Annotated in this window: 19 protein-coding genes; 4 read left to right on the top strand and 15 right to left on the bottom strand. The window is 70.6% G+C overall.

Features of this window, described 5'->3' with window-relative positions:
* Positions 1–77 precede the first annotated feature (77 nt).
* The 8 genes from C7456_RS00475 to C7456_RS00440 form a co-directional block, all read right to left on the bottom strand.
* A complete protein-coding gene (locus tag C7456_RS00475) occupies positions 78–569 on the bottom strand; it encodes a DUF4440 domain-containing protein (RefSeq protein ID WP_170120136.1) in 492 nt (163 codons plus the stop codon).
* A gap of 270 nt (positions 570–839) precedes the next feature.
* Positions 840–3,494: a M1 family metallopeptidase gene (locus C7456_RS00470; RefSeq protein ID WP_109721817.1), complete on the bottom strand. Its 2,655-nt coding sequence runs from the start codon at positions 3,492–3,494 to the stop codon at positions 840–842.
* 584 nt (positions 3,495–4,078) lie between these two features.
* The gene (locus tag C7456_RS00465) at positions 4,079–4,264 is read right to left on the bottom strand and encodes a CsbD family protein (RefSeq protein ID WP_109721816.1); all 186 of its coding nucleotides are present in this window, start codon (positions 4,262–4,264) and stop codon (positions 4,079–4,081) included.
* Between the two features lie 290 nt (positions 4,265–4,554).
* Positions 4,555–5,847: an adenylosuccinate synthase gene (locus C7456_RS00460; protein ID WP_109721815.1), complete on the bottom strand. Its 1,293-nt coding sequence runs from the start codon at positions 5,845–5,847 to the stop codon at positions 4,555–4,557.
* A 73-nt stretch (positions 5,848–5,920) separates the two neighbouring features.
* On the bottom strand, positions 5,921–6,106 hold the full coding sequence (locus tag C7456_RS00455; protein ID WP_109721814.1) for a DUF2065 family protein: 186 nt from the start codon (positions 6,104–6,106) through the stop codon (positions 5,921–5,923).
* Positions 6,107–6,116: 10 nt separating this feature from the next.
* Complete coding sequence (hflC, locus tag C7456_RS00450; protein WP_109721813.1) at positions 6,117–6,983, bottom strand: protease modulator HflC; 867 nt, start codon at positions 6,981–6,983, stop codon at positions 6,117–6,119.
* Complete coding sequence (gene hflK, locus C7456_RS00445; protein ID WP_109721812.1) at positions 6,980–8,026, bottom strand: FtsH protease activity modulator HflK; 1,047 nt, start codon at positions 8,024–8,026, stop codon at positions 6,980–6,982. The genes hflC and hflK overlap by 4 nt, the downstream gene beginning before the upstream one ends.
* A gap of 193 nt (positions 8,027–8,219) precedes the next feature.
* Positions 8,220–9,806: a tryptophan halogenase family protein gene (locus C7456_RS00440; RefSeq protein WP_109721811.1), complete on the bottom strand. Its 1,587-nt coding sequence runs from the start codon at positions 9,804–9,806 to the stop codon at positions 8,220–8,222.
* A gap of 184 nt (positions 9,807–9,990) precedes the next feature.
* On the opposite strand from C7456_RS00440, the gene C7456_RS00435 reads away from it, so the two are divergent.
* Positions 9,991–12,417 carry a TonB-dependent receptor gene (locus tag C7456_RS00435; RefSeq protein WP_109721810.1) on the top strand — a complete coding sequence of 809 codons (2,427 nt, stop codon included), beginning with the start codon at positions 9,991–9,993 and terminating at the stop codon, positions 12,415–12,417.
* A gap of 371 nt (positions 12,418–12,788) precedes the next feature.
* On the opposite strand, the gene hflX is transcribed toward C7456_RS00435, so the two are convergent.
* The 3 genes from hflX to miaA all read right to left on the bottom strand — a co-directional run bounded on the left by hflX (position 12,789) and on the right by miaA (position 15,560).
* Positions 12,789–14,171 (bottom strand): ribosome rescue GTPase HflX, encoded by a 1,383-nt coding sequence (hflX, locus tag C7456_RS00430; protein ID WP_109721809.1) that lies wholly within the window; start codon positions 14,169–14,171, stop codon positions 12,789–12,791.
* 6 nt (positions 14,172–14,177) lie between these two features.
* Positions 14,178–14,462 carry an RNA chaperone Hfq gene (hfq, locus tag C7456_RS00425; protein WP_109721808.1) on the bottom strand — a complete coding sequence of 95 codons (285 nt, stop codon included), beginning with the start codon at positions 14,460–14,462 and terminating at the stop codon, positions 14,178–14,180.
* A 147-nt stretch (positions 14,463–14,609) separates the two neighbouring features.
* Positions 14,610–15,560: a tRNA (adenosine(37)-N6)-dimethylallyltransferase MiaA gene (gene miaA, locus C7456_RS00420; RefSeq protein ID WP_109721807.1), complete on the bottom strand. Its 951-nt coding sequence runs from the start codon at positions 15,558–15,560 to the stop codon at positions 14,610–14,612.
* Positions 15,561–15,691: 131 nt separating this feature from the next.
* Between miaA and tdh the strand changes: the two genes are divergently transcribed.
* Both tdh and kbl read left to right on the top strand, forming a co-directional pair.
* Complete coding sequence (gene tdh, locus C7456_RS00415) at positions 15,692–16,714, top strand: L-threonine 3-dehydrogenase (protein ID WP_109722102.1); 1,023 nt, start codon at positions 15,692–15,694, stop codon at positions 16,712–16,714.
* 183 nt (positions 16,715–16,897) lie between these two features.
* On the top strand, positions 16,898–18,097 hold the full coding sequence (gene kbl / locus C7456_RS00410; RefSeq protein WP_109721806.1) for a glycine C-acetyltransferase: 1,200 nt from the start codon (positions 16,898–16,900) through the stop codon (positions 18,095–18,097).
* A 13-nt stretch (positions 18,098–18,110) separates the two neighbouring features.
* Here the strand turns inward: kbl and C7456_RS00405 are convergent, their stop codons facing one another.
* Positions 18,111–18,530 (bottom strand): hypothetical protein, encoded by a 420-nt coding sequence (locus tag C7456_RS00405; RefSeq protein WP_109721805.1) that lies wholly within the window; start codon positions 18,528–18,530, stop codon positions 18,111–18,113.
* Positions 18,531–18,540: 10 nt separating this feature from the next.
* On the opposite strand from C7456_RS00405, the gene C7456_RS00400 reads away from it, so the two are divergent.
* A complete protein-coding gene (locus C7456_RS00400) occupies positions 18,541–19,332 on the top strand; it encodes a LysR family transcriptional regulator (RefSeq protein ID WP_109721804.1) in 792 nt (263 codons plus the stop codon).
* On the opposite strand, the gene C7456_RS00395 is transcribed toward C7456_RS00400, so the two are convergent.
* The 3 genes from C7456_RS00395 to C7456_RS00385 form a co-directional block, all read right to left on the bottom strand.
* Positions 19,329–20,120 (bottom strand): pseudouridine synthase, encoded by a 792-nt coding sequence (locus tag C7456_RS00395; protein WP_245889726.1) that lies wholly within the window; start codon positions 20,118–20,120, stop codon positions 19,329–19,331. The two genes, C7456_RS00400 and C7456_RS00395, sit on opposite strands and share 4 nt — an antisense overlap.
* 196 nt (positions 20,121–20,316) lie before the next feature.
* Positions 20,317–21,432, bottom strand: a complete 1,116-nt coding sequence (locus C7456_RS00390) for an OmpA family protein (protein ID WP_109721802.1) — start codon at positions 21,430–21,432, stop codon at positions 20,317–20,319.
* Between the two features lie 329 nt (positions 21,433–21,761).
* Positions 21,762–22,877, bottom strand: coding sequence for an OmpA family protein (locus tag C7456_RS00385; protein WP_109721802.1), 1,116 nt, complete (start codon positions 22,875–22,877; stop codon positions 21,762–21,764).
* Positions 22,878–22,890 lie beyond the last annotated feature (13 nt).

Below are 22,890 nucleotides of genomic sequence, written 5' to 3'. Positions count from 1 at the left end.
GGCCTTTGTCTTTCGATCTCCGCCGAATGCCGCCGCAGCGGCTGCCACTGAACGGCAACGGCGCGGACCGGGGCGCTCTAGGGGCGGTTGATGATGGTTGCCTGCCTGGCCGTAAGACGCCAGCTTCCGCCCACCGGCTTCCAGAGGTCGGTGAAGCGCCGATGGACTTCACTGGCCGGCGCGTTGCCGTCGCCCCTGGGCTGGACGATCTCCTCTCCCATCAGCAGGACCATGCCATCGCGCAGCCCTGCGTATTCCACGATCCTGTCGTAACGGACGTAGCTGATCTTGCCGGCAGCGCTGCGCTGGGCGGTCGCGCCGCGCACGGACACGCCGTTCTGGGGGTTGTTGACGGCCAGGTCATCGGCCAGAAGCGCGGCGAAGGCGGCGTGGTCATCGCGGACGGCGGCGCGATCGATCGCGTTCACCGCGTTCAGGGCGGCGGCGATTCGCGCATCCTTCGCCGCCGCGGCAACGTCGGGATTGGCCGGCCGCCAGTCCGCCCATGCGGGCTGCGCCAAGCACACGGCCGCTGCGGCCCCCGCAAAGAACCTAGGAAAGACGTTCATGGCTCCCCCTCTGTTCGACGACGACATCCGGCTACGGCCATAGCCTAATTCCGGCGCTCAGTCTCCGGAAGGCCATTGCTGATTTTGCCCACCCCGGCAAAAACTCGCATCCAGCGCCTGCAGGCCATGGAACGCAAAGGTACCGCATTCTGCTGGTCACCCCTTCGGCTGTTGAAAAGCACCGCGCAGGAATGACGAGCGGGAAGCGCCCAGAAGAAAGGCCCCGCACGGGGCCTTCCCTCGACGCCTGGATGGCAGGCCGCGCGGTGATCAGCCGCCGTTCTTCTGCAGCCAGGCGTCCACCGCCGGCAGGCGCTCGTTGCGGATCATCATGCGGTACTTGATGTTGGCGATCACGGTTTCCGCCGCGCGGCGCGAGCTCGGCGCGATGGTCTGCTCGTAGGCCTTGATCTTGTCGATCATCGACGGCTGGAACGAGCTGCCGCCCAGCGCCGGGTAGTAGCGGCTGCTGGAGGTGGAGTCGACCAGCTTGTCCACCTGCGCGCGGTGCGCCATGGCGAAGTCGTAGGCCAGCTCCGGGTGGCGGTAGCCCACCGCGGCGATCATGCCGGCGCTGTTGGTGGCGCCCGGCTCGTCGGTGAGCGCCAGGTCCAGCGCGCGCCGGGCCAGCGCCGCGTCCTCGGCCAGGGCCAGCATGTCGTACAGGTGGTCCTTGATCAGCGGGGTCTTCTCCGCCTTGGCCTGCGCGTGCAGCTTGTCCCAGGTGGCGGCGTCGGCGTGGGTCGCCACGATGGCCAGGATGGTCTTGCGCAGCTCGGCCGGCACCGCGTCCCGGTCGCTCGACTGCGCCTCGTAGCGGCGGCGCGCCTCGTTCAGCACGTCCTGGTCGCCCAGCTCGGCCAGCACGCCGATCAGCTGCGTGCGCAGCAGCGTGGCGGAGGTGCTCTCGCCCTTGCGCGACTGCCAGCCCAGGCGCTCGAACGCCGGCTTGAGCTGCCTCACCGCGTAGGCGCGGAAGCGCGCCTGCCGCGCCTTGTCGCCGCGGTAGTAGGCGTCCAGGCTGGCGAAACTGCCGGCCACCTCGGCCCAGATCTCCGGGTCGGCATCCGCCGGCGTGGCCTTGGCCAGGTCGAGGAAATCGGACACCGGCTGCAGGCCGGCCATGCCCTGCGCCCAGGTGTCGCCCATCAGGCCGAGCTGGTCGATCGGCGCCAGCCTGGTGAAGCCGTCCTTCAGCGCCGCGAACTGCGTCGGCGCGTACAGCGTGCGGTAGTAGCCGCTCTGCCCGGCGTTGACCAGCACCGGGCCGCAGCCTTCCAGCTTCAGCGTGGCCTGGCCGTCCACCAGCGTGCTGGCGGCGGCGTGGCCCACCACCTGCGCGATCACCGGCACGTGCCAGCGCAGCGGCCGCTTGCCCGGGCGGTCCTTGGTGAACTCGCCCTGGGTCAGCCTGACGGTGGTCGCGCCGCCGCTGCACAGGGCCGAGTCCACCTCGATCAGCGGCACGCCCGGCTGCAGCGTGAAGTCGTGCGCCACCGTGGTGATCGGCTTGCCGCCGGCCACGCCGTCCATCGCGTGCCACAGGTCGTCGGACACGGTGTTGCCGTAGGCGTGCGCCTTGATGTAGTCGCGCACGCCCTGGCGCCAGGCCTCGGGGCCGACGTAGCCCTCCAGCATGCGGATCACCGCCTCGCCCTTGGCGTAGGTGATCGCGTCGAAGGCCTGGCTGGCCTGCTCCACCGTCTCCACGTGCTGCACCACCGGATGCGTGGTGGCCACCGCGTCGCGCGACATCGCGCCCTCGCGCACGCCGATCGCGTCGAGCCTGGTGTTCCATTCCGGGTGCAGCTTCTCGGTGATGCGGCCAGCCATCCACGAAGCGAAGCCCTCGTTGAGCCACAGGTCGTCCCACCAGGCCATGGTCACCAGGTCGCCGAACCACTGGTGCGCCATCTCGTGCGCGGCGGTGTTGAACACCTGCTCCCTGTCGCCCTGGGTGGAGATCGACGGGTCGAGCAGCAGCGCGTACTCGAAGGTGAAGATCGCGCCCCAGTTCTCCATCGCCGAGAAGAACTGGCTCTGCCCCGGCGAGGCGATGTTGTCCAGCTTCGGCAGCGGGTACGGCACGCCGAAGTAGTCGTTGTATTCCTTCAGCACGGCGCTGGCCGACTCCAGCGTGAAGGCCGCCTGGTCGCGCTTGCCCTTCTGCGTGATCACGCCGATCTCGGTGCCGTCCACCGTGGTGGTGGCGCGCTCGAAGTCGCCCAGGCCGAAGAACAGCAGGTAGGTGGACATCTTCGGCGAGGTCTGGAAGGTCACCCTGGCCAGGCCGTTGCCGAGGTCGGTCCGCGCGGCCACCGGCATGTTGCTCACCGCCATCTCGCCGGCCGGCACGGTCACGCTGAGGTCGAAGGTGGCCTTGTACGCCGGCTCGTCCCACGAGGGGATGAAGCGGCGCGCGTCGGAGTTCTCGAACTGGGTGTACAGCGCGCGCTTCTTGCCCGAGGCGGTGTCGTAGTCGATCGCGAACAGGCCGTTGGCCTGGGTGCCGATCTTGCCGGTGTAGGCCATGGTCAGCGTGTAGCTGCCCGGCGCGATCGGCCTGGCGAAGGTGAAGGTGGCGGTCTGCGCCTTCCCGTCCACGCTCACCTTCGGTGCCGGGAAGGCGGCCTTGCCGTCGGCGGCGGCCAGCTTCACCGAGGAGAACGCCATGTCGATCGCGTTCAGCATGATGCTGGCGGTGGGCTTGAGCACCTGCACGTCCACCGCCACGGTGCCGTCGAAAGCCAGCTTGTCGGCATGCGGCGTCACCGCCACCGCGTAGTGCGTGGGCCGCACGGTGCGCGGCAGCTGGGTGGTGACCTGCTGCCGGGCCCGGGGCGCGGCGGCGGGCGTGGTCGCCAGGCCGGCGAAGGAAGCGCCGGCCAGGGCCAGGGCGATGGCGGATACCAGGTGTCTGCGCATGGGACGTGTCCTCGTGACGGTGCTCCCGGCGTACCGTCGCCGGGAATGGGTGCGAAATACGCCCATGGTGCGGCCCGCCGGCCGGCCGCGGACACCGCCGGAAGTCATGGCCCCCGCTCAACCGCCCGCATCGCTCCCGAATACGAACATGCATGCCGGCCGCCGCACGACAAGGCCGCCCGGCGCACGGGCGAAGGCGTGTGCCACCCTGCTGCCGCGCGGCGCGGAGCCACGCAGCAAGCCGAAGGCAGGAACTGGATGCGCCCGCCGCCCGCAGGCAGTGAAGCGGCCCATGGCCACAGGTCATGCGCAGGCGAAGCGGCGAAAGCGATGGCGGGACACGCTGCAGCGTGGGCCGGTGCCCTGCCCGGCCCGGACCCGGCCTTCGGCGCCGCCGCATCGACCGTGGCCGGAAGGAGAATCGTTCCCTCGTCCGGGACCGCAATCCTGTCGGCGTCGGCGCAAGCGGCGGATTCCATCCGGCACCAAGCGGACAAAGCGAAGGCCCGCCATGGCGGGCCCATGCTTTCCTGCGCGGGATCGATCCGGCGGGCACCTTGCGCTGCCCATCCCGGACGAACTGCTCAGTGACGGCGCTCGGCCTCGCGCTGGCGGTCCAGCTCCCTGCCGACTTCCTTCTGTACCTTGCCGGCATTCTTCTCGATGTTGCCCGCCGCCTGCTTCAGCGGGTTGCCGGTGACCTTGCCCACGCCTTCTTTGATGGTGCCCTTGATCTCGTGCTTGGTGCCTTCGATGCGATTCTTGTCCATGACAACCTCCGACGCCGCGGAATTGCGGCCGAGTCCGTTCTAGGCGAACCCGGGTACCGCGGCCGTGAAATCGCGGCAAAGCAGACGCTCACATTCATGACCGGCACGGCCTTCCGACCGGGCCGCCGGCCGGCGGCGGCGCGGAGGTATCGAACCGGCGGCGGCCGTGCGCCGGCGCCGAGCCCGTCGGTTGCCGCACGAATGCGGCCCGCGGGCGCCCGGCATGCGTGCTCCCCACGAAAAAGCCCCGCTCGAGGCGGGGCTTCTCCGTTCCCGGTGCGGCATGCCGCTCAGGCGAACGGATCGTCCAGCACGATGGTGTCCTCGCGGTCGGCGCCGGTGGCGACGATGGAGAGCTTGCAGCCGGACAGTTCCTCCACCGCGCGCAGGTAGGCGCGGGCGGCGGCGGGCAGCTTGTCCCACTCGCGGATGCCGGCGGTGGATTCCTCCCAGCCGGGGAATTCCAGGTAGACCGGCTTGCATTCGGCCCAGCCGTCGGCGTCCAGCGGCGCCAGCTCGCGGCGCTTGCCGCGGTATTCGTAGGCGATGCACACCTTGATGCTGGGTAGGCCGTCGAGCACGTCCAGCTTGGTGATGGCCAGGCCGTTGATGCCGTTGATCTGCACCGCGCGCTTGAGCGCCACCAGGTCGATCCAGCCGCAGCGGCGCGGGCGGCCGGTGCTGGCGCCGAACTCGTTGCCGACCTTGCGCAGGCGCTCGCCCATCTCGTCGTGCAGCTCGGTGGGGAACGGGCCGCCGCCCACGCGCGTGGCGTAGGCCTTGCAGATGCCCAGCACGTAGTCGATGTCGCCCGCGCCCACGCCGGTGCCGGCCAGCGCGCCGCCGACGGTGGTGTTGGACGAGGTGACGTAGGGATAGGTGCCGTGGTCGATGTCCAGCAGCGCGCCCTGCGCGCCCTCGTACAGGATGTGGCCGCCGCTCTTGCGCACGTCGTGCAGGATGGTGGCGACGTCGTCCACCATCGGACGGATGAACTCGCCGTAGGCCAGCGCGTCGTCCAGCACCTGCTGGTAGTCCACCGCCTCCGCCTTCAGCCACTGGGTGAGGATGAAGTTGTGGTAGTCCACCGCCGCCCGGACCTTCTCCGGCAGCTCGTGCGGGTACATCAGGTCGGCCACGCGGATCGAGCGGCGGGCCACCTTGTCCTCGTAGGCCGGGCCGATGCCGCGGCCGGTGGTGCCGATCGCGCCCTTGCCGGCGGCGGCCTCGCGCGCCTTATCCACGGCGATGTGGTAGGGCATGATCAGCGGCGTGGCCGGGCTGATCTTCAGGCGCGAGCGCACGTGCACGCCCTGCGCCTCCAGCTCCTCGATCTCCTGCTTGAGCGCGGCCGGCGACAGCACCACGCCGTTGCCGATCAGGCACAGCGCGTCGTCGCGCAGGATGCCCGAGGGGATCAGGTGCAGCACGGTCTTCTTGCCCTTGATGACCAGGGTGTGGCCGGCGTTGTGGCCGCCCTGGAAGCGCGCGACCGCGCCGACCCGCTCGGTCAGCAGGTCGACGATCTTGCCCTTGCCTTCGTCGCCCCACTGGGCTCCTAGGATGACGACTGACTTGCCCATGATCTTCTCGCTCGTTCGGGTGCGCTCCGCGGGGAGCCTTGTGGTGGGAATGGAATCGAAAGGCCGTGCAGGCTCAGTGGACCAGCCGCAGCGCCAGCAGGCCGAGCACCATCGCGCCGGCGCCGCACAGGCGCAAGATGCGCGGCGGCAGCTTCATCGCCTCGCGCACCATGGCCTGCCAGCCGCGCGGCGCCGCGAACAGCAGCAGGCCCTCGACGACCAGGACCAGGCACAGGGCGGCGTAGAGCTCGCGCGGCATCGCGGCGGCCTCAGCGCCTGGCGCCGGCGTCGTTGAAGTAGCGCAGCAGCTCGGCGTCCGGCTTCAGCACGATCACGCCCTTGCCGTCCCCGAAGGCGGCGCGGTAGGCGCCCAGGCTGCGGTAGAAGGCGAAGAACTCCGGGTCCTGCCCGTAGGCCTGCGCGTAGATCGCGGCGGCCTGGGCGTCGCCCTCGCCGCGCGTGCGGGCAGCGTCGCGCTCGGCGTCGGCGCGCAGCACCTGGCCCTGACGGTCGGCGTCGGCCTGGATCTTCTCGGCGGCCTCCTGGCCGGTGTAGCGCAGCTCGTTGGCCAGCTGCAGGCGCTCGGCGCGCATGCGCTTGTAGACCGACTCGCTCACCTCCTCCGGCAGGTCGATGCGCTTGATGCGCACGTCCACCACGGCGATGCCCAGGTTCCTGCGCGCGGAGGCGTCGGTGAGCTGGCGCACGCGCTCGGAAATGTCCTTGCGGCCGCCGGAGACCAGCTCCTGCAGGTCGCGCGCGTTGAACTCGAAGCGCAGCGCGTCCTTCACGATCGGGGTGAGGCGCTGCACGGCCTGCGCCTGGTCGCCCCGGGTGGCGCGGTAGTAGGCGGCGTTGTCGGCGATGCGCCACTTCACGTAGAAGTCGACCACGACGCTCTTCTTCTCGGAGGTGAAGTAGCGCTCCGAGTCGGCGTCCAGCTCCAGGATGCGGTCGTCCAGGCGGATCACCTGCTGCAGCAGCGGCAGCTTGAAGTGCAGGCCCGGCCTGTAGTCGGTGCGCACGATGCGGCCGAACTGCAGCAGCAGCGCGTTCTGCCCCTCGTTCACCACGAAGGCGCTGTTGAGGCCGAGCAGCACCAGCAGCACGGCCAGGACCACGGCTCCGATCTTCATGGCTTGGCCTCGGTGGCGCCGCCCTGCGCGGCGTCGGCCTGCACGGCCGGCGGCGCCGCGGCCGCCGGGGCGGACGGCAGGTTGATGATGTTGCGGCCGCCGGAGCCGTCGATCACCTTGGCGTTGTCGGCCAGCACCTGCTCCATCGTCTCCAGCCACAGGCGGCGGCGGGTGACCTCGGGCGCGGCCCGGTATTCCTTCAGCAGCAGGCTGAAGCGCTCGGCGTCGCCCTGCGCGCGGGCGATGCGCTCGGCCTTGTAGCCCTCGGCCTCGGCGGCGATGCGCGCGGCGTCGCCGCGGGCGATCGGCACCACCTTGCTGGCGTAGGCCAGCGCGTTGTTCTCCGCGCTCTGCTTGTCCTCGCGGGCCTTGTTGACGTCGTCGAAGGCGTCCTTCACTTCCTGCGGCGGGGCGACGTTCTGGAAGCTCACCTCGGTCACGCGCACGCCCGAGTCGTAGCCGTCCAGGGTGTGCTGCAGCGTCTTGCCGGCGTCGGCCACCAGCGCCGAGCCCTGGCCGGAGAGGATCTGGTCCATCGTGCTCTGGCCGATCACCGTGCGCACCGCGGCCTCGGCGGCGGCGGCGATGGTGGTGTCGATGTTGTCCACCGAGTACAGGTACTTGCGCGCGTCGAGTGCCTGGTACTGCACGGTGAAGTCGATGGTGATGATGTTCTCGTCGCGGGTCAGCATGCGCACGTTGCCGGCCACCGAGCGCACGCGGGTGGTCTCGACCTTGGCCACGCTCTCGATCGGCCGCGGCAGCTTGAAGTGCAGGCCCGGGCCGAGGGTGCGGGCGTACTGGCCGAAGCGCAGCACCACGCCGGACTCGGTGGGGCCGACCACCACGCAGGCGCTCCACAGCAGCCAGGCGAGCACGAAGGCCAGCACGATGGTGGCCAGGCCGCCGGGACCGCCGCCGAACTTGCCGAGCCTGGCCTTGAGCTGGCGCCAGGCCTGCTCCAGGCCGTGCTTGTCGCCGGAGGGGCGGTTGCGGTTCCAGGGATCGCGCTGGCCGTTGCTGCCGGGCTCGTTCCAGGCCATGGGCTCAGGCTCCCGCAGGCAGGGGACGGACCGACGCGGACGGCCGGGCATGGGTCGAACGGGCATTCGGCATGGTGACGGGTCGGCGGTGGCGGATCGCGGTGAGGGGGAGAATCAGGCGCGATGAGGCGGCCCAACCGCGAATGTTAGCAGATTGCCCCCGGCGGTTCGCCCGCCGGGGCATGTCCCGCCCTCAGCCGGCCGCCGCCGCGGCCGCGTCCCGGCCGCGTTGCGCGTGCTCGCGGCACAGGCCCTCGACCAGCTCGCGGTGCCCGGGCAGGTCGCCCAGGGCCTGGCGCGCGGCCAGCTGGATCATCGCGAACTCGCGCCGCGCCTCCTCCGCGCGCGGATAGGCGCTGCGCATCGGTTCGAGGTCGGTCCTGAACTCCATGCCGTACAGCACGTACTGCCAGCTGGAGACCAGGAACATCTCCAGGTCGCCGACGAAGTCCAGCCGGTGCGGCGGGCGGTGGCGCCATTGCGCCAGCTTGTCCCTCAGCGCGTCGGGGATGCCCGCCGGATCGGCGTTGTCGGCCCAGAACGGCGCGTCGCGGCGCTGGCTCAGGCAGTAGTGCATCTTGATGAAGTCGATGATGCGCTCGTAGCGGGCCACCATCATCTCGTTGTAGTGGCGCGCGGCCCGCTCCATGTCGCCGGTGTCGCCGGGCAGCAGGTGGGTGAGCAGGTACGCGCCCAGCTCGACCAGCGCGATGCCGGTGGATTCCAGCGGCTCCACGAAGCCGCCGGCCAGGCCCACCGCCACGCAGTTCCTGCGCCAGTGCTGCGGGCGGTAGCCGGTCTCGAACCTGATGTGCAGCGGCTCGACGCCCTCGGCGGCGGGGCCGAGGTAGCGGCGGAACACCTCCTCCGCGCGCTCCTGGCTGGTGTGGCGCGAGGAGTACACGTAGCCGGTACCGCGGCGCCGCTGCAGGCCGATGTCCCAGATCCAGCCGGCCTCCTGCGCGGTGGCGATGGTGCAGGAGGGAATCGGCGCGTCCGGCGACGGGTACGGCACCTGCATCGCCACCGCGCGGTCGGCGAACAGCACGTCGCGGCGGCTGCGGAACGGCGAGCGCATGGCGCCGCCGCTGAGCAGGCTGCGCAGCCCGGTGCAGTCGACGTAGAGGTCGGCGCTGAACGTGCCGAGCTCGGCGGTGACCACGCCGGCGATCGCGCCGCCCTCGTCCAGCTCGACGCGCCCGATGGTGGCCAGGTGCCGCCTCACCCCCAGGGTCCGCTCGCCGTGCTCGGCGAGCACGCGGGCGAACAGCGCCGCGTCGAAGTGGTAGGCGTGGTTGAGCGGCCCCTGGTAGTCCGGGTCGCGCAGGCGCTTGGGCGCGCGGTTGTGCCCGACCAGCAGGGTCTGCATCGACACCGCCTCGGCGAACGACAGGCCGGCGGGCGCCTCGCCCAGCAGCCAGTAGGGCAGCAGCTCGGGGCCGCCGGGCCGCTGGCTGGGCGCGTTGAACGGATGGAAGAAGTGGTCGGCACCGGGCGCGCCGGGCGGCCGCACCCAGTGGCGGTAGTGGATGCCCTGCTTGTAGGTCGCGGTGGCGCCGGCGAGGAAGCGGCGTTCGTCCAGGCCGATCGCCGACAGCGTGCCGCGGATCGACGGGAAGGTCGCCTCGCCCACGCCCAGCAGGCCGATGCCGGGCGACTCCACCAGCTCCACCCGGATCGCGTCCGGCGCGGCCGCGTTCACCGCCTTGGCCAGGTAGCAGGCGACCAGCCAGCCGGCCGCGCCGCCGCCCACGATCAGTATCTTGCGCAACCGTGCCATCGCCGCCCTCCCAGGCTTGCTGCTATGCGTCAAGCATTGCGTCGCGGATCACAATACCATCAAACCATGACAGCGCTGTCAGATCGGGAAATGACAGCGCTGTCAGATGGCACGGGGCAAAGCCGTTCGACGCCTTTCACGCCGACGGCATCCATATTCGGAACGACTTTGGAGGGGAAGCGAAATGAAGCTGCGCTACTCGGCGCTGTACGTGGCCTTGACCGCCGTACTCGCCACCGGCCCCGCCCTCGCGGCGGGCCAGGACGCCTCGCCGCAGGACCAGGCGAACAAGCAGGACCAGGCCAGGAAGGTCAAACAGCTCGATGCCATCGAGGTCAGCGCCACCAAGCGCGAGACCCCGCTGCAGAAGACGCCGGTCGCGGTCAGCGCGATCACGGCCGACACGCTCGACAAGGAGCGCGTGATGACCGTGCAGGACATCGTCAAGCTGGTGCCCGGCCTGCAGGGCACCTCGCAGGGCGACCACGGCGTGGTCACGCTGACCTTGCGCGGCATCGGCAACGATTCGGCCAAGACCGAGTACGCCGACCCCGAGGTCGCCACCTTCGTCGACGGCGTGTACACCCCGCGCGCCGAGGCCGCCGCCGGCCTGCTGCTGGACATGGACGGCGTGGAAGTGCTGCGCGGCCCGCAGGGCACGCTGTGGGGCCGCAACTCCACCGCCGGCGCGATCAGCTTCACCACCGCCAAGCCCGACATCGGCGGCGGCTTCTACGGCAACGGCATGGTCGAGGCGGGCAACTTCAACCAGAGCGGCGTGCGCGCCGCGGTGAACCTGCCGGTCAGCAGCACCTTTGCCATGCGCGTGGCGGCGGTGCACGAGCAGCACGACGGCTACGTCGACTACCAGAACCCGGTCGGCCAGATCCCCGCGGTGGACCAGCAGCGCGCGAACTACCTCGCCGCCGGCGGCGACCCGGCCGCCTTCCAGCCGATCAATACCAACCTGTTCGTGCAGAAGGGCAAGAAGTACGACGCGCAGGACCAGTCGGCCGCCCGCGTGAGCGCGCGCTGGCAGCCTTCCGACAGCTTCCTGTGGGACCTGTCCTACGAGTACTTCGCCGACCGCGGCACGCCCAGCATGAACCTGATGCAGCATCCGCGCCCGGGCCAGGACTTCTGGTCGGCGCTGATCGACGTGGCGCCGTATCTGGACCGCACCTCGCACACGGTGCGCAGCCGCATGGACTGGAACATCGGCGACGGCGTGCAGCTGACCTACGTGGCCGGCTTCAACCGCTACTCCGGCAAGAGCGACTACGACCAGGACGCCGGCGTCAACGTGCCGACCAGCTTCGCCACCAATGGCGTGTACCAGGAGGACCGCACCAACTTCTCCAACTACAAGAGCTACAGCCACGAGCTGGACCTGAAGTCCACCGGCGAGAACGCGCTGGACTGGATCCTCGGCCTGTACTACGCGCACGAGAACAACAACATCCGCTTCGACATCCCGATCATGAACGGCACCCAGCAGGGCACCGTGAACTGGCAGGGCTCGTTCATCCAGCCGGAGGAAGTGGTGTCCACCGCCGCGGTCTTCGGCCAGGCCACCTGGCACATCAGCGACAGCTGGCGCCTCACCGGCGGCGCGCGCTGGTCGCACGACCGGCGCGAGAACAACGGCGGCATCAACTGGGGCTGGGCCTACGACCCGGCCTACCCGCAGCTGCCGATCTCGCCCGGCGAGCAGCCCGGCGACGTCGGCTTCAGCATCAGCCAGCGCAACGACGCCACCTACAGCAAGAGCAAGCCGACCTGGCTGGTGCGCGTGGACCACGACCTGGGCCCGGACGGCCTGATCTACGCCAGCGTCTCCACCGGCTACAAGTCCGGCGGCACGCAGGACGGCGGCGCGCTGTACAAGCCCGAGACGCTGACCAACTACGAGATCGGCGCCAAGTTCGCCTTCCTCGACGGCCACCTGACCTGGAACAGCGCGGCCTACTACGAGGTGTTCAAGAACTACCAGCTGTCCGCGCCGGTCACCTACCCCGACGGCACGCACGGCCTGGGCTTCGCCAACGTCGGCGGCAAGACCAAGGTGGCCGGCTTCGAGTCCGAGCTGGCCTACTCGCAGGCCAACGACCGCGCCAACCTGATCCTGTCGTGGATCCCGGAGAAGAAGCTCGGCACGGAGAAGTACGCGGCCAGCAACGACTACTACGTGCCGACCGCCTGCCCTCCGGAATCGACCATCAGCAACAACTGCATGGACATCTCCGGCAACGACCTGCCGCACGCGCCGAACGTCTCGCTCACCGCCATCTACGAGCACGACTTCGTGCTGGGCAACGGCGGCCGCCTGACCCCGCGCCTGAGCGCGCAGTACCAGAGCGCGCAGTGGCTGAGCTGGTTCAACTTCGGCGCCGGCGACAAGCAGAAGTCCTACGTCCGCGGCGACGTCTCGCTGCGCTACACCGAGCCGGGCGACAAGTGGTACGTCAACGCCTACGTGCAGAACGTGTCCGACGGCAAGGTCAAGAGCAGCGCCGCCGGCAGCACGCTGCTGGCCGACGGCACGGTGGCCTTCACCTCGCAGTACCTGCCGCCGCGCACCTACGGCGTGCAGCTGGGCTTCTGGTTCTGAGCAGGCGCCCTCCCCGGCCTGCCCGCGCGATGCCCCCGGTGTTCGGGGGCATCCTTTTGCGGGCTGGAGGGATCGCGGGTTTCGCATCCGGATAGCGGATGTCGCGCTGGATGCCCCTGGGCCGCGGATGACCGCGGCTTCACGCCAGCGGCATGCTCTCCGTCGCCGTTCCGGCGCAGGCCGGGTCAGCGCGAAGCGCGCAGAACGTCCGCGCAGCGGACGACCCCGCGGAGGCGAGCGCAGCGCGCCATCCAGGGACGGTGCGGCCTGGCCGGGCCTTGTCGCCACCGGATCCCGGCCTGCGCCGGGATGACGAAGCGCGATGCGGTGCGTTGTTCAGGCCGCGGTGGCGGCACGGCGGCCGGCGGCGCTCAGCCCGCGTCGGCCCGCATCCCGCCCAGCAGCGCGCGCACCGGCTCCGCCTCCGCGCCACCCAGTGCGCTGAGCACCGCGCGCGGCGCGTCGATCGACAGGTGCCAGCCGTCCTCGTCCACGCGCTCCCCGGCGATCGCCCCGGCCGCCTTCAGCCTGGCGTGCAGGCGCCCGGCGGTGAGCGGCAGGCGCAGCTCCGAGCGCACGCGGTCGCCGCCCAGCAGCTCGCCCAGCGCCTCGCGCAGCAGGTCCAGGCCCGCGCCGGTGGCGGCGGACAGCCACACGGTGTGCGGCCGGCCCTGCGCGTCGCGGTCGATGCGCGGCGACGTGTTCCGGGCCCCGGCGTCCCGCCCGGAAACGGCGGTTTCCCGCTCTTCGCCGTCGGCGCCGGCCGATGCCGCGCCGGCCGGGAGGACGTCGATCTTGTTCATCACCCGCAGCTGCGGGATGTCGCCGGCGCCGATCTCCTCCAGCACCTGGTCGACCACCTGGCGCAGGTGCTCGCGCTCCTCGTCGGCGGCGTCGCTGACGTGCAGCAGCAGGTCGGCGTCGCGCGCCTCGGCCAGCGTGCCGCGGAAGGCGGCGACCAGGTCGTGCGGCAGGTCGCGCACGAAGCCCACGGTGTCGGCCAGCACGGCCGGCCCGCAGGACAGGTCCTCGATGCGGCGCACGGTGGGGTCGAGCGTGGCGAACAGCTGGTCGGCCGCGTACACCTCGCCGGCGGTCAGCGCATTGAACAGGGTGGACTTGCCCGCGTTGGTATAGCCCACCAGCGCCACCCGCGGCACGGTGTTGCGCAGGCGCGCGCGGCGCTGCTGGCCGCGCTGGGTCTGCACCTTCTCCAGCCGCCTGGTGAGCATCTTCACGCGCTCGCCGAGCAGGCGGCGGTCGGTTTCCAGCTGGGTCTCGCCCGGGCCGCGCAGGCCGATCGCGCCGCCGCGCTGGCGCTCCAGGTGGGTCCAGCCGCGCACCAGGCGGGTGGCCAGGTGCTTGAGCTGGGCCAGCTCCACTTCCAGCTTGCCCTCGTGCGAGCGGGCGCGCTGGGCGAAGATGTCCAGGATCAGGCCCGCGCGGTCGATCACGCGGACGTTGAGCAGCTTCTCCAGGTTGCGCTCCTGCACCGGCGATAGCTGGTGGTCGACCAGCACCAGGTCGGCGCCGAGCGCGCGCACCATCTCGGCGACCTCCTCGGCCTTGCCGGAACCGATGTAGTAGCGCGGATTGGGCTGCTCGACCCGCGCCGAGACGCTACCCAGCACCTCGGCGCCGGCCGACTTCACCAGCTCGGCGAATTCCTCCGCCCGCCGCGCCGCGTCGCTCTCCCCGCGCGAATGCGGCAGCACCAGGACGGCGCGTTCGCCCTTCTTCTGACGGTCAAACAGAATCGATCAGCCTTCCGCCTCGGCGGACGTGGGGTGCGCGTCGGCATGGCCTTCGTGGCCATGGCCGTCGTGGCCGTTGCCGACGCGGACGTTGCGACTGGGCACCACGGTCGAGATGGCGTGCTTGTAGACCATCTGGCTCACCTGGTTGCGTAGCAGGACGACGAACTGGTCGAACGATTCGATCGTGCCCTGCAGCTTGATGCCGTTGACGAGATAGATGGCTACCGGCACGCGCTCGCGGCGCAGTGCGTTGAGAAATGGATCTTGCAATGACTGCCCTTTGGACATTGTTGTTTCCCCCCTCGCAAACGGCGGGCCGGAGAAAGACGCACGCGGCGCCCGGCCCAAGACAAGGGGATGTTAGCCGGTTTCAAATGGCATGGGGAACAGCATTGATGTGGCCTGCTGCGCAGTCCCGGCCGTTGCCCGGGACGGCTAGATGGGGGCGCCCAGGAACAGTTCCAAGGCGGCGGCGGCGGTTTCGGGCAGCCGCGGGCTTTCCGGATCGAGCGCGCGGGCGTCCAGCTCGCCGCGCAGCCAGGTGACCTGCCGCTTGGCGAGCTGGCGGGTGGCGTAGACGCCGCGGTCGCGGAAGGCCGCCGCGTCGGTGATGCCGTCCAGGTGCTCCCAGGCCTGGCGGTAGCCCACCGCGCGCATGGCGGGCAGGTCCGGATGCAGGTCGCCGCGCGCGCGCAGGGCGCGCACCTCGTCCAGGAAGCCCGCCGCGAGCATGGCGTCGAAGCGGCGGGCGATCCGCTCGTGCAGCGGGCGGCGGTCGCCCGGCAGCAGGGCCAGCTTGAGCACGCGCCAGGGAAAGGGCTCGCCGCTGCCGCCGCGCTGCTGTTCGGACAGCGGCCGCCCGGTGAGCTCGATCACCTCCAGCGCGCGCTGCAGCCGCTGCGCGTCGTTGGGGCCGATCCGCGCCGCCGCCGCCGGGTCCAGCCGCGCCAGCCGCGCGTGCAGGAACGGCCAGCCGTGCGCCGCCGCCGCCGCGGCCAGCCGCCCGCGGATCGCCGGCTCGGCTTCCGGCAGCGCCGACAGCCCGCGCTGCAGCGCGCGGAAGTACAGCCCGGTGCCGCCGACCAGCAGCGGCACGCGGCCCCGCGCGCCGATCGCACGCATCGCCGCCAGCGCGTCGGCGCGGAAGTCCGCCGCCGAGTACGGCTCGGCCGGGTCGCGCAGGTCGAGCAGCGCGTGCGGGTGCCGGGCCAGCGTGGCCGCGTCGGGCTTGGCGGTGCCGATGTCCATGCCGCGGTAGACCAGCGCCGAGTCCACGCTCACCAGCTCGACCGGGAAGCGTTCCCGCAGCGCGCAGGCGAGCGCGGTCTTGCCCGAGGCGGTGGGCCCCATCAGGAACACGGCGGGCGGACGGCGGTCGGCAGGCATCGGCGCATTGTAGGCGGCGGCCCGGGCCGATGCCGCAGCGCGCAAGGCGTCGCTGCACCGGCGGCCTCTATAATGGACGTTTCCCCGCCCGCCACGCGGGCCTGCCGACGGACATCCCCATGCCGCAGACGATGAAAGCCCTGGTCAAGCGCCACCCCGAGAAAGGCATCTGGATGGAGGAGGTGCCGGTGCCGCAGGTCGGCCCGAACGAGGTGCTGATCAAGATCGAGAAGACCGCCATCTGCGGCACCGACCTGCACATCTACAAGTGGGACGAGTGGAGCCAGCGCGTCATCAAGCCCGGCCTGACCATCGGCCACGAGTTCGTCGGCCGCATCGTGGAGATCGGCCCCGGCGTCACCGGCTACAAGGTCGGCGACCGCGTCTCGGCCGAGGGCCACATCGTGTGCGGCCACTGCCGCAACTGCCGCGCGGGACGCCAGCACCTGTGCCCGAACACCATCGGCATCGGCGTGAACCGCAACGGCGCGTTCGCCGAGTACATGACCATGCCGGCCTCCAACCTGTGGCCGATCCCGGACCCGATCCCGTCCGAGCTGGCCGCCTTCTTCGACCCCTACGGCAACGCCGCGCACTGCGCGCTGGAGTTCGACCTGATCGGCGAGGACGTGCTGATCACCGGCGCCGGCCCGATCGGCATCATCGCCGCCGGCATCGCCAAGCACGTGGGCGCGCGCAACGTGGTGGTCACCGACGTCAACGACTACCGCTTGAAGCTGGCCGCCGACATGGGCGCCACGCGCGTGGTGAACGTGGCCAACCAGTCGCTGAAGGACGTGATGTCCGACCTGCACATGGAAGGCTTCGACGTGGGCCTGGAGATGAGCGGCAACCCGCGCGCCTTCAACGACATGCTCGACTGCATGTACCACGGCGGCAGGATCGCCCTGCTCGGCATCCTGCCCAAGGGCGCCGGCATCGACTGGGACAAGGTGATCTTCAAGGGCCTCACCCTGCAGGGCATCTACGGCCGCCGGATGTACGAGACCTGGTACAAGATGACCCAGATGGTGCTCACCGGCTTCCCGCTGCAGAAGGTGCTCACCCACCAGATCGCCATCGACGACTTCCAGCGCGGCTTCGACCTGATGGACGCCGGCCAGTGCGGCAAGGTGGTCTGCAGCTGGACCTGAGGCGGCGGCTTCCCTGCGACCCCGCCTGCACTGGGCCGGCGTCATTCCCGCGGAAGCGGAAACCGTTTCGCCCTCGGGCGAGAACATGGCCCGACGGATTCCCGCTTCCGCGGAAATGACGGCCAAGAGAAAACGGGCGCCCTGCACCCATCCCGCAGCGCCCCACCCGACCGGAGACCTACCGTGACCTACACCGCCCGCGACCGCTACGCCGCCGAACTCGATTCCATCCGCGCGCAGGGCCTGTTCAAGGGCGAGCGCGTCATCGTCTCGCCGCAGTCGGCCGAGATCGAGCTGGAAGGCGGCCGCAAGGTGCTCAACTTCTGCGCCAACAACTACCTGGGCCTGGCCGACCACCCGGAGGTGATCGCCGCCGCCAAGCAGGCGCTGGACACCCACGGCTTCGGCATGGCCTCGGTGCGCTTCATCTGCGGCACGCAGGACCTGCACAAGCAGCTGGAGAAGAAGATCGCCGACTTCTTCGGCACCGAGGACACCATCCTCTACGCCGCCTGCTTCGACGCCAACGGCGGCCTGTACGAGCCGCTGCTGGGCGAGGAGGACGCGGTGATCTCCGACGCGCTCAACCACGCCTCGATCATCGACGGCATCCGCCTGTGCAAGGCCAGGCGCTTCCGCTACGCCAACTGCGACATGGCGGACCTGGAGAAGCAGCTGCAGGCCGCCGACGCCGCCGGCGCGCGCACCAAGCTGATCACCAGCGACGGCTCGTTCTCGATGGACGGCTTCATCGCGCCGCTCGACCGGATCGCCGCGCTGGCCGAGAAGTACGGCGCGATGGTGCACATCGACGAGTGCCACGCCACCGGCTTCCTCGGCGCCACCGGCCGCGGCTCGGCCGAGGTGCACGGCGTGCTGGACAAGATCGACATCTTCACCGGCACGCTGGGCAAGGCGCTGGGCGGCGCGCTGGGCGGCTTCACCACCGGCCCGGCCGAGGTGATCGAGCTGCTGCGCCAGCGCTCCAGGCCGTACCTGTTCTCCAACTCGCTGCCGCCGCACGTGGTGGCCGCGGCGATCAAGGTGTTCGACATGCTGGTCTCGGCCGGCGAGCTGCGCGCGCGCGTGCAGGAGAACACCGCCTACTTCCGCGAGCGCATGGCCGCCGCCGGCTTCGACATCAAGCCAGGCGTGCACCCGATCGTGCCGGTGATGATCTACGACGCGCCCAAGGCGCAGGCGATGGCCGCCGCGCTGCTGGAGGAAGGCATCTACGTCACCGGCTTCTTCTACCCGGTGGTGCCGCAGGGCCAGGCGCGCATCCGCACGCAGATGAGCGCGGCGCACACCCGCGAGCACCTGGACCGCGCCATCGACGCTTTTACCCGCGTGGGCCGCCGGCTGGGCGTGCTCGCCGGCTGAGCCGGCGCCGGGCTCACGGCAGGTTGCTGAGGTCGGCGCGGTAGCGCCAGCTTTCCGTCTCGACCGCGGCGACCGCGGCGGCGAAAGCCGCCAGCGCATCGGCGTCGCCGGCCAGCAGGGCCGGCACGTCGCGGTCGAAGCGGTCGTAGCTGGCCCAGTCCGCACGCGCCACCATCAGCAGGTACTGCGGCTGGTCCCCGCCGGCGACCAGCCGGTACCAGGTGTGCGCCGGCGCGCCCGGCAGCCGGGCCAGGGCGGCGTGCGCCGCCTCCAGCGCGCGGCGGAAGCGCGCCTCGGTGCCGGGGCGCAGGTGGAAGTAGCCGACCTGCACCGTCGCGCTCGGCTTGCGCTCCTCCAGCGGCGTGCCGAAGCTCGGCGCGCGTTCCAGCGCATAGGTCGGCCGCCCGGCCGCCGCCGCGGAGCTGCACCGCACCGGGCAGGCGGTGAGCTACCAGCTGCGCCGGCTGGAGGAGGCGCTGGGCCTGCCCCTGTTCGAGCGCGGCAACGGCCGGCTACGGCCGAACCCGGCCGGCCGGCGCCTGTTCGGCTGCTGCCGCGACATGGGCCGCGACTGGACGCGCGTGCGCGACGCGCTGCGGGAGCCGGCGCCGGACCATGCGCCGCCGCTGCGCATCGCGGCGGTGAGCGGGTACGGGCGCTACGTCCTGCTGCCGCTGTTCCGCGACGGCCCGCTGGCCGACCTGCCGATCCGCATGCGCTTCCCCACCGCGGACGACGTGGCGCGCGAAGTGGAGGACGGCGCCTGCGACCTCGGCTTCGTGCACGTGCTGCCGGCGCGCAGCCGGCTGGATTGCCGGCCGGTCGGCACGGAGGAGATCGTGCTGGCGGCGCCGGCGCACTCGCCCGCGCCGGCGCTGGACCTCGCCGCGTTGCGGCGCATGCGCTTCGTCACCTACGACGAGAGCGACTACGTCTTCGCGACCTGGTTCACCCAGGTGCTGGGCGCCAGCCCGGGACAGCTCGACGTGGCCGCCCATTTCGAGGAGCTGGAGGAAGTGCTGGACTGGGTGGCGGCGGGGCGTGGCCTGTCCATCGTGCCCGCCGACTGCCTCGCACGCTACCCGCGGCGCGGCGAGGTGGCCGCCGTGCGCAAGCCAGGCTCGCCCTGCCGCAACACCGTCTACGCCCGGCTCCCTCCCGCCGGTGGCGTCCATCCGGCCGTCGAGCGCACGCTCGCTGTCGTGCGGGCCGCTTCCGCGGCGGCCCGACCTTAGCGCACCGGAGCCTGGGTGGACCATGCCTCGCGGCGCTTCGCCGCGCTCCCTGCCGCCCGGGCCAGCTGGTCCACCTCCTCCGGGCGCAGGTGCCGCCATTGCCCCTTCGGCAGTTCGCCCAGCGCGAGCGGCCCTATCGCCGTCCGCACCAGGCGCAGCACGCCGATGCCGCAGGCCGCGAGCAGGCGGCGGATGTGCCGGTTGCGGCCCTCGTCCAGCACGATCTCCAGCCAGGCATGCTTCTCCCCGCGGCGCAGCAGGACAACGCGCTTCGCGGCCAGCCGCTCGCCGCCTTCCACCACGCCGGACGCCAGCCGCTCCAGCAGGGTGTCGTCCGGCACGGCGTCGATCTGCACGTGATAGGTCTTGTCCACGTGCCGCGCGGGGTCGGTGAGCGCCGCGGCCCACGCGGTGTCGTTGCTCAGCAGCAGCAGGCCCTCGCTGGCCTTGTCCAGCCGGCCCACCGGCCCCAGCCAGGGCAGGCCCGCCGCCGCGAGCAGGTCGTAGACCGTGGCGCGGCCGCGCTCGTCGGCCGCGGTGGTGACCACGCCGCGGGGCTTGTTCAGCGCGAGGTACACGCGCCGCGCGGCAGCGACCGGCACGTCGTCCAGGGTGATGCGGTGGCGCTCCGGCGACGTGGGCCATTGCGGGTCGCGCACCGGACGGCCGTCCACGCAGACGCGCCCCTCGCGCACGGCGCGCTCGGCCTGGCTGCGCGAGCAGGCGCCGAGCTTGCTGAGCACGCGGGCAAGGCCGTGGCGTGGAGTCGTGGCGGGCGAGCGGGGCATGGGGGTATCTTCGGGCGGCCGCGGCATGCTGTCGAACCCGGCACGGTCGCACGGCCTCCATCATGGCATCCGGCGACGGCCGCCGGTTTAGGCATCGTGTCGCCGGCGTGCCGGCGGCGACATCCGGGCGACGGCCTGCCGCCAAAAAGAAAGCCCGGCATGCGCCGGGCTTTCCTCGTCACTGCAGCGACCGGACTTACTGCTGCACCTGCAGCTCCGTGCGGCGGTTGCGCGCACGCCCGGCATCCGTGTCGTTGCTGTCGATCGGGTCGTTCTCGCCATGACCGATCGGACCCTGCAGACGGCTCGCGTCGATCCCGTGGCTGGTCAGGTAGTCGTACACGATCTGCGCACGACGCTCCGACAGGCTCTGGTTGTACGCATCCGTACCCACCGAGTCCGTGTAGCCCGCCACCGTCACCTTCACGTCCGGATACCGCTTCAGCGTATCCACCGCCTGGTCCAGGATCGCGATCGAGTCGCTCGTCGGCTCGGCCAGCGCCTTGCCGATCTCCTCCGCCTTCACGTGGCCCTTCTTCGGGTAGTCGAACTTGAAGTTCACGCCACGCAGGTCGATCACCACCTTCTGCGGGCAGCCGTCCGGACCCACGATCGTGCCCGCCGGCGTCGCCGGGCACTTGTCGTCGCAGTCGTTCACGCCGTCGCCGTCGCTGTCCTTCGTCGAGCAGTCGTTGACCGGCGGCGGCGGCGGCGGGGTCGGCGCGGCCGCCGGCTCGCCGAAGCGCGACACCAGGCTGAAGCCCAGGAACCAGTCGCCGTAGCCGTCTTCCTTGCGCTGCGACTTGTCGTCCCAGTCGTACCGGTAGCCCGCCTCGATGCGGATGTCCGAGCTGTCCGTGATCGTCTTGGACACGCCGCCGCCCAGCTCCGCCGCCGGCGCCCAGCCGCGGTCGCCGCTGTTGGTGTGGTAGCTGCCCATCACGCCCGCCAGCAGGTACGGACGCCACGCGTTCCACTCACCCGCGTAGAAACGCGCCGCCACACCGTAGTTGTTGTTCGCCCAGCTGCCGCCGCCGTCACGGTCGCGGCTGGTGCGGTCGATGAACAGGTCGATCGATGCGTTCGGCGACACGAACCGGCCCACCCCCAGACCGTAGTAGACCTGGCGGCTGTTCGTGTTCCGGTCGGTGTCGTTGTAGTAGCCACCGATCGTCGGCGCGATGTACCAGCGCCCGTCGTAGCTCGGCGTGCTCGTCGTGGCGCTGTCCGGCGCAGCCGTGTCCTGCGCATGAACCGCTCCCACGCCGCTCAGGGCCAAGGCAATCAACAAATACATGCCCTTACGTTTCATCAGGTGTCTCCTTTGTTTATTGGATATTCGCGTCCGTTCCACCCCAGACGGATAACGCGTCGGAACTGCCAACCAGCCTCAGGACCTCGCCCTTTGCCCTTTGCTTGACATCCGCTTCCCTACAGCAAGCGTGGCGAAGTGTAGCAAAACCGTTAAGCGGTTCGCACACGGGAACTCTACGCAAAGATAATAGCCGGTGAGCCCTTGTTCAGGATTTTGGACCCGTCCCCAAACCCCCGATCCGGGCGCAGTGGTCAATTTTTAATCAGACCCAAAAGAAAACCCCGCCATTAGCGGGGTTTTCTCCGTCACCAAGGCGACCGGACGACTTACTGCTGCACCTGCAGCTCCGTGCGGCGGTTGCGCGCACGCCCGGCATCCGTGTCGTTGCTGTCGATCGGGTCGTTCTCGCCATGACCGATCGGACCCTGCAGACGGCTCGCGTCGATCCCGTGGCTGGTCAAGTAGTCGTACACGATCTGCGCACGACGCTCCGACAGGCTCTGGTTGTACGCATCCGTACCCACCGAGTCCGTGTAGCCCGCCACCGTCACCTTCACGTCCGGATACCGCTTCAGCGTATCCACCGCCTGGTCCAGGATCGCGATCGAGTCGCTCGTCGGCTCGGCCAGCGCCTTGCCGATCTCCTCCGCCTTCACGTGGCCCTTCTTCGGGTAGTCGAACTTGAAGTTCACGCCACGCAGGTCGATCACCACCTTCTGCGGGCAGCCGTCCGGACCCACGATCGTGCCCGCCGGCGTCGCCGGGCACTTGTCGTCGCAGTCGTTCACGCCGTCGCCGTCGCTGTCCTTCGTCGAGCAGTCGTTGACCGGCGGCGGCGGCGGCGGGGTCGGCGCGGCCGCCGGCTCGCCGAAGCGCGACACCAGGCTGAAGCCCAGGAACCAGTCGCCGTAGCCGTCTTCCTTGCGCTGCGACTTGTCGTCCCAGTCGTACCGGTAGCCCGCCTCGATGCGGATGTCCGAGCTGTCCGTGATCGTCTTGGACACGCCGCCGCCCAGCTCCGCCGCCGGCGCCCAGCCGCGGTCGCCGCTGTTGGTGTGGTAGCTGCCCATCACGCCCGCCAGCAGGTACGGACGCCACGCGTTCCACTCACCCGCGTAGAAACGCGCCGCCACACCGTAGTTGTTGTTCGCCCAGCTGCCGCCGCCGTCACGGTCGCGGCTGGTGCGGTCGATGAACAGGTCGATCGATGCGTTCGGCGACACGAACCGGCCCACCCCCAGACCGTAGTAGACCTGGCGGCTGTTCGTGTTCCGGTCGGTGTCGTTGTAGTAGCCACCGATCGTCGGCGCGATGTACCAGCGCCCGTCGTAGCTCGGCGTGCTCGTCGTGGCGCTGTCCGGCGCAGCCGTGTCCTGCGCATGAACCGCTCCCACGCCGCTCAGGGCCAAGGCAATCAACAAATACATGCCCTTACGTTTCATCAGGTGTCTCCTC

Origin of the sequence: Fulvimonas soli (assembly GCF_003148905.1) — a bacterium.
GTDB lineage: Bacteria > Pseudomonadota > Gammaproteobacteria > Xanthomonadales > Rhodanobacteraceae > Fulvimonas > Fulvimonas soli.
This window is presented reverse-complemented; position numbering and strand designations above follow the sequence as displayed.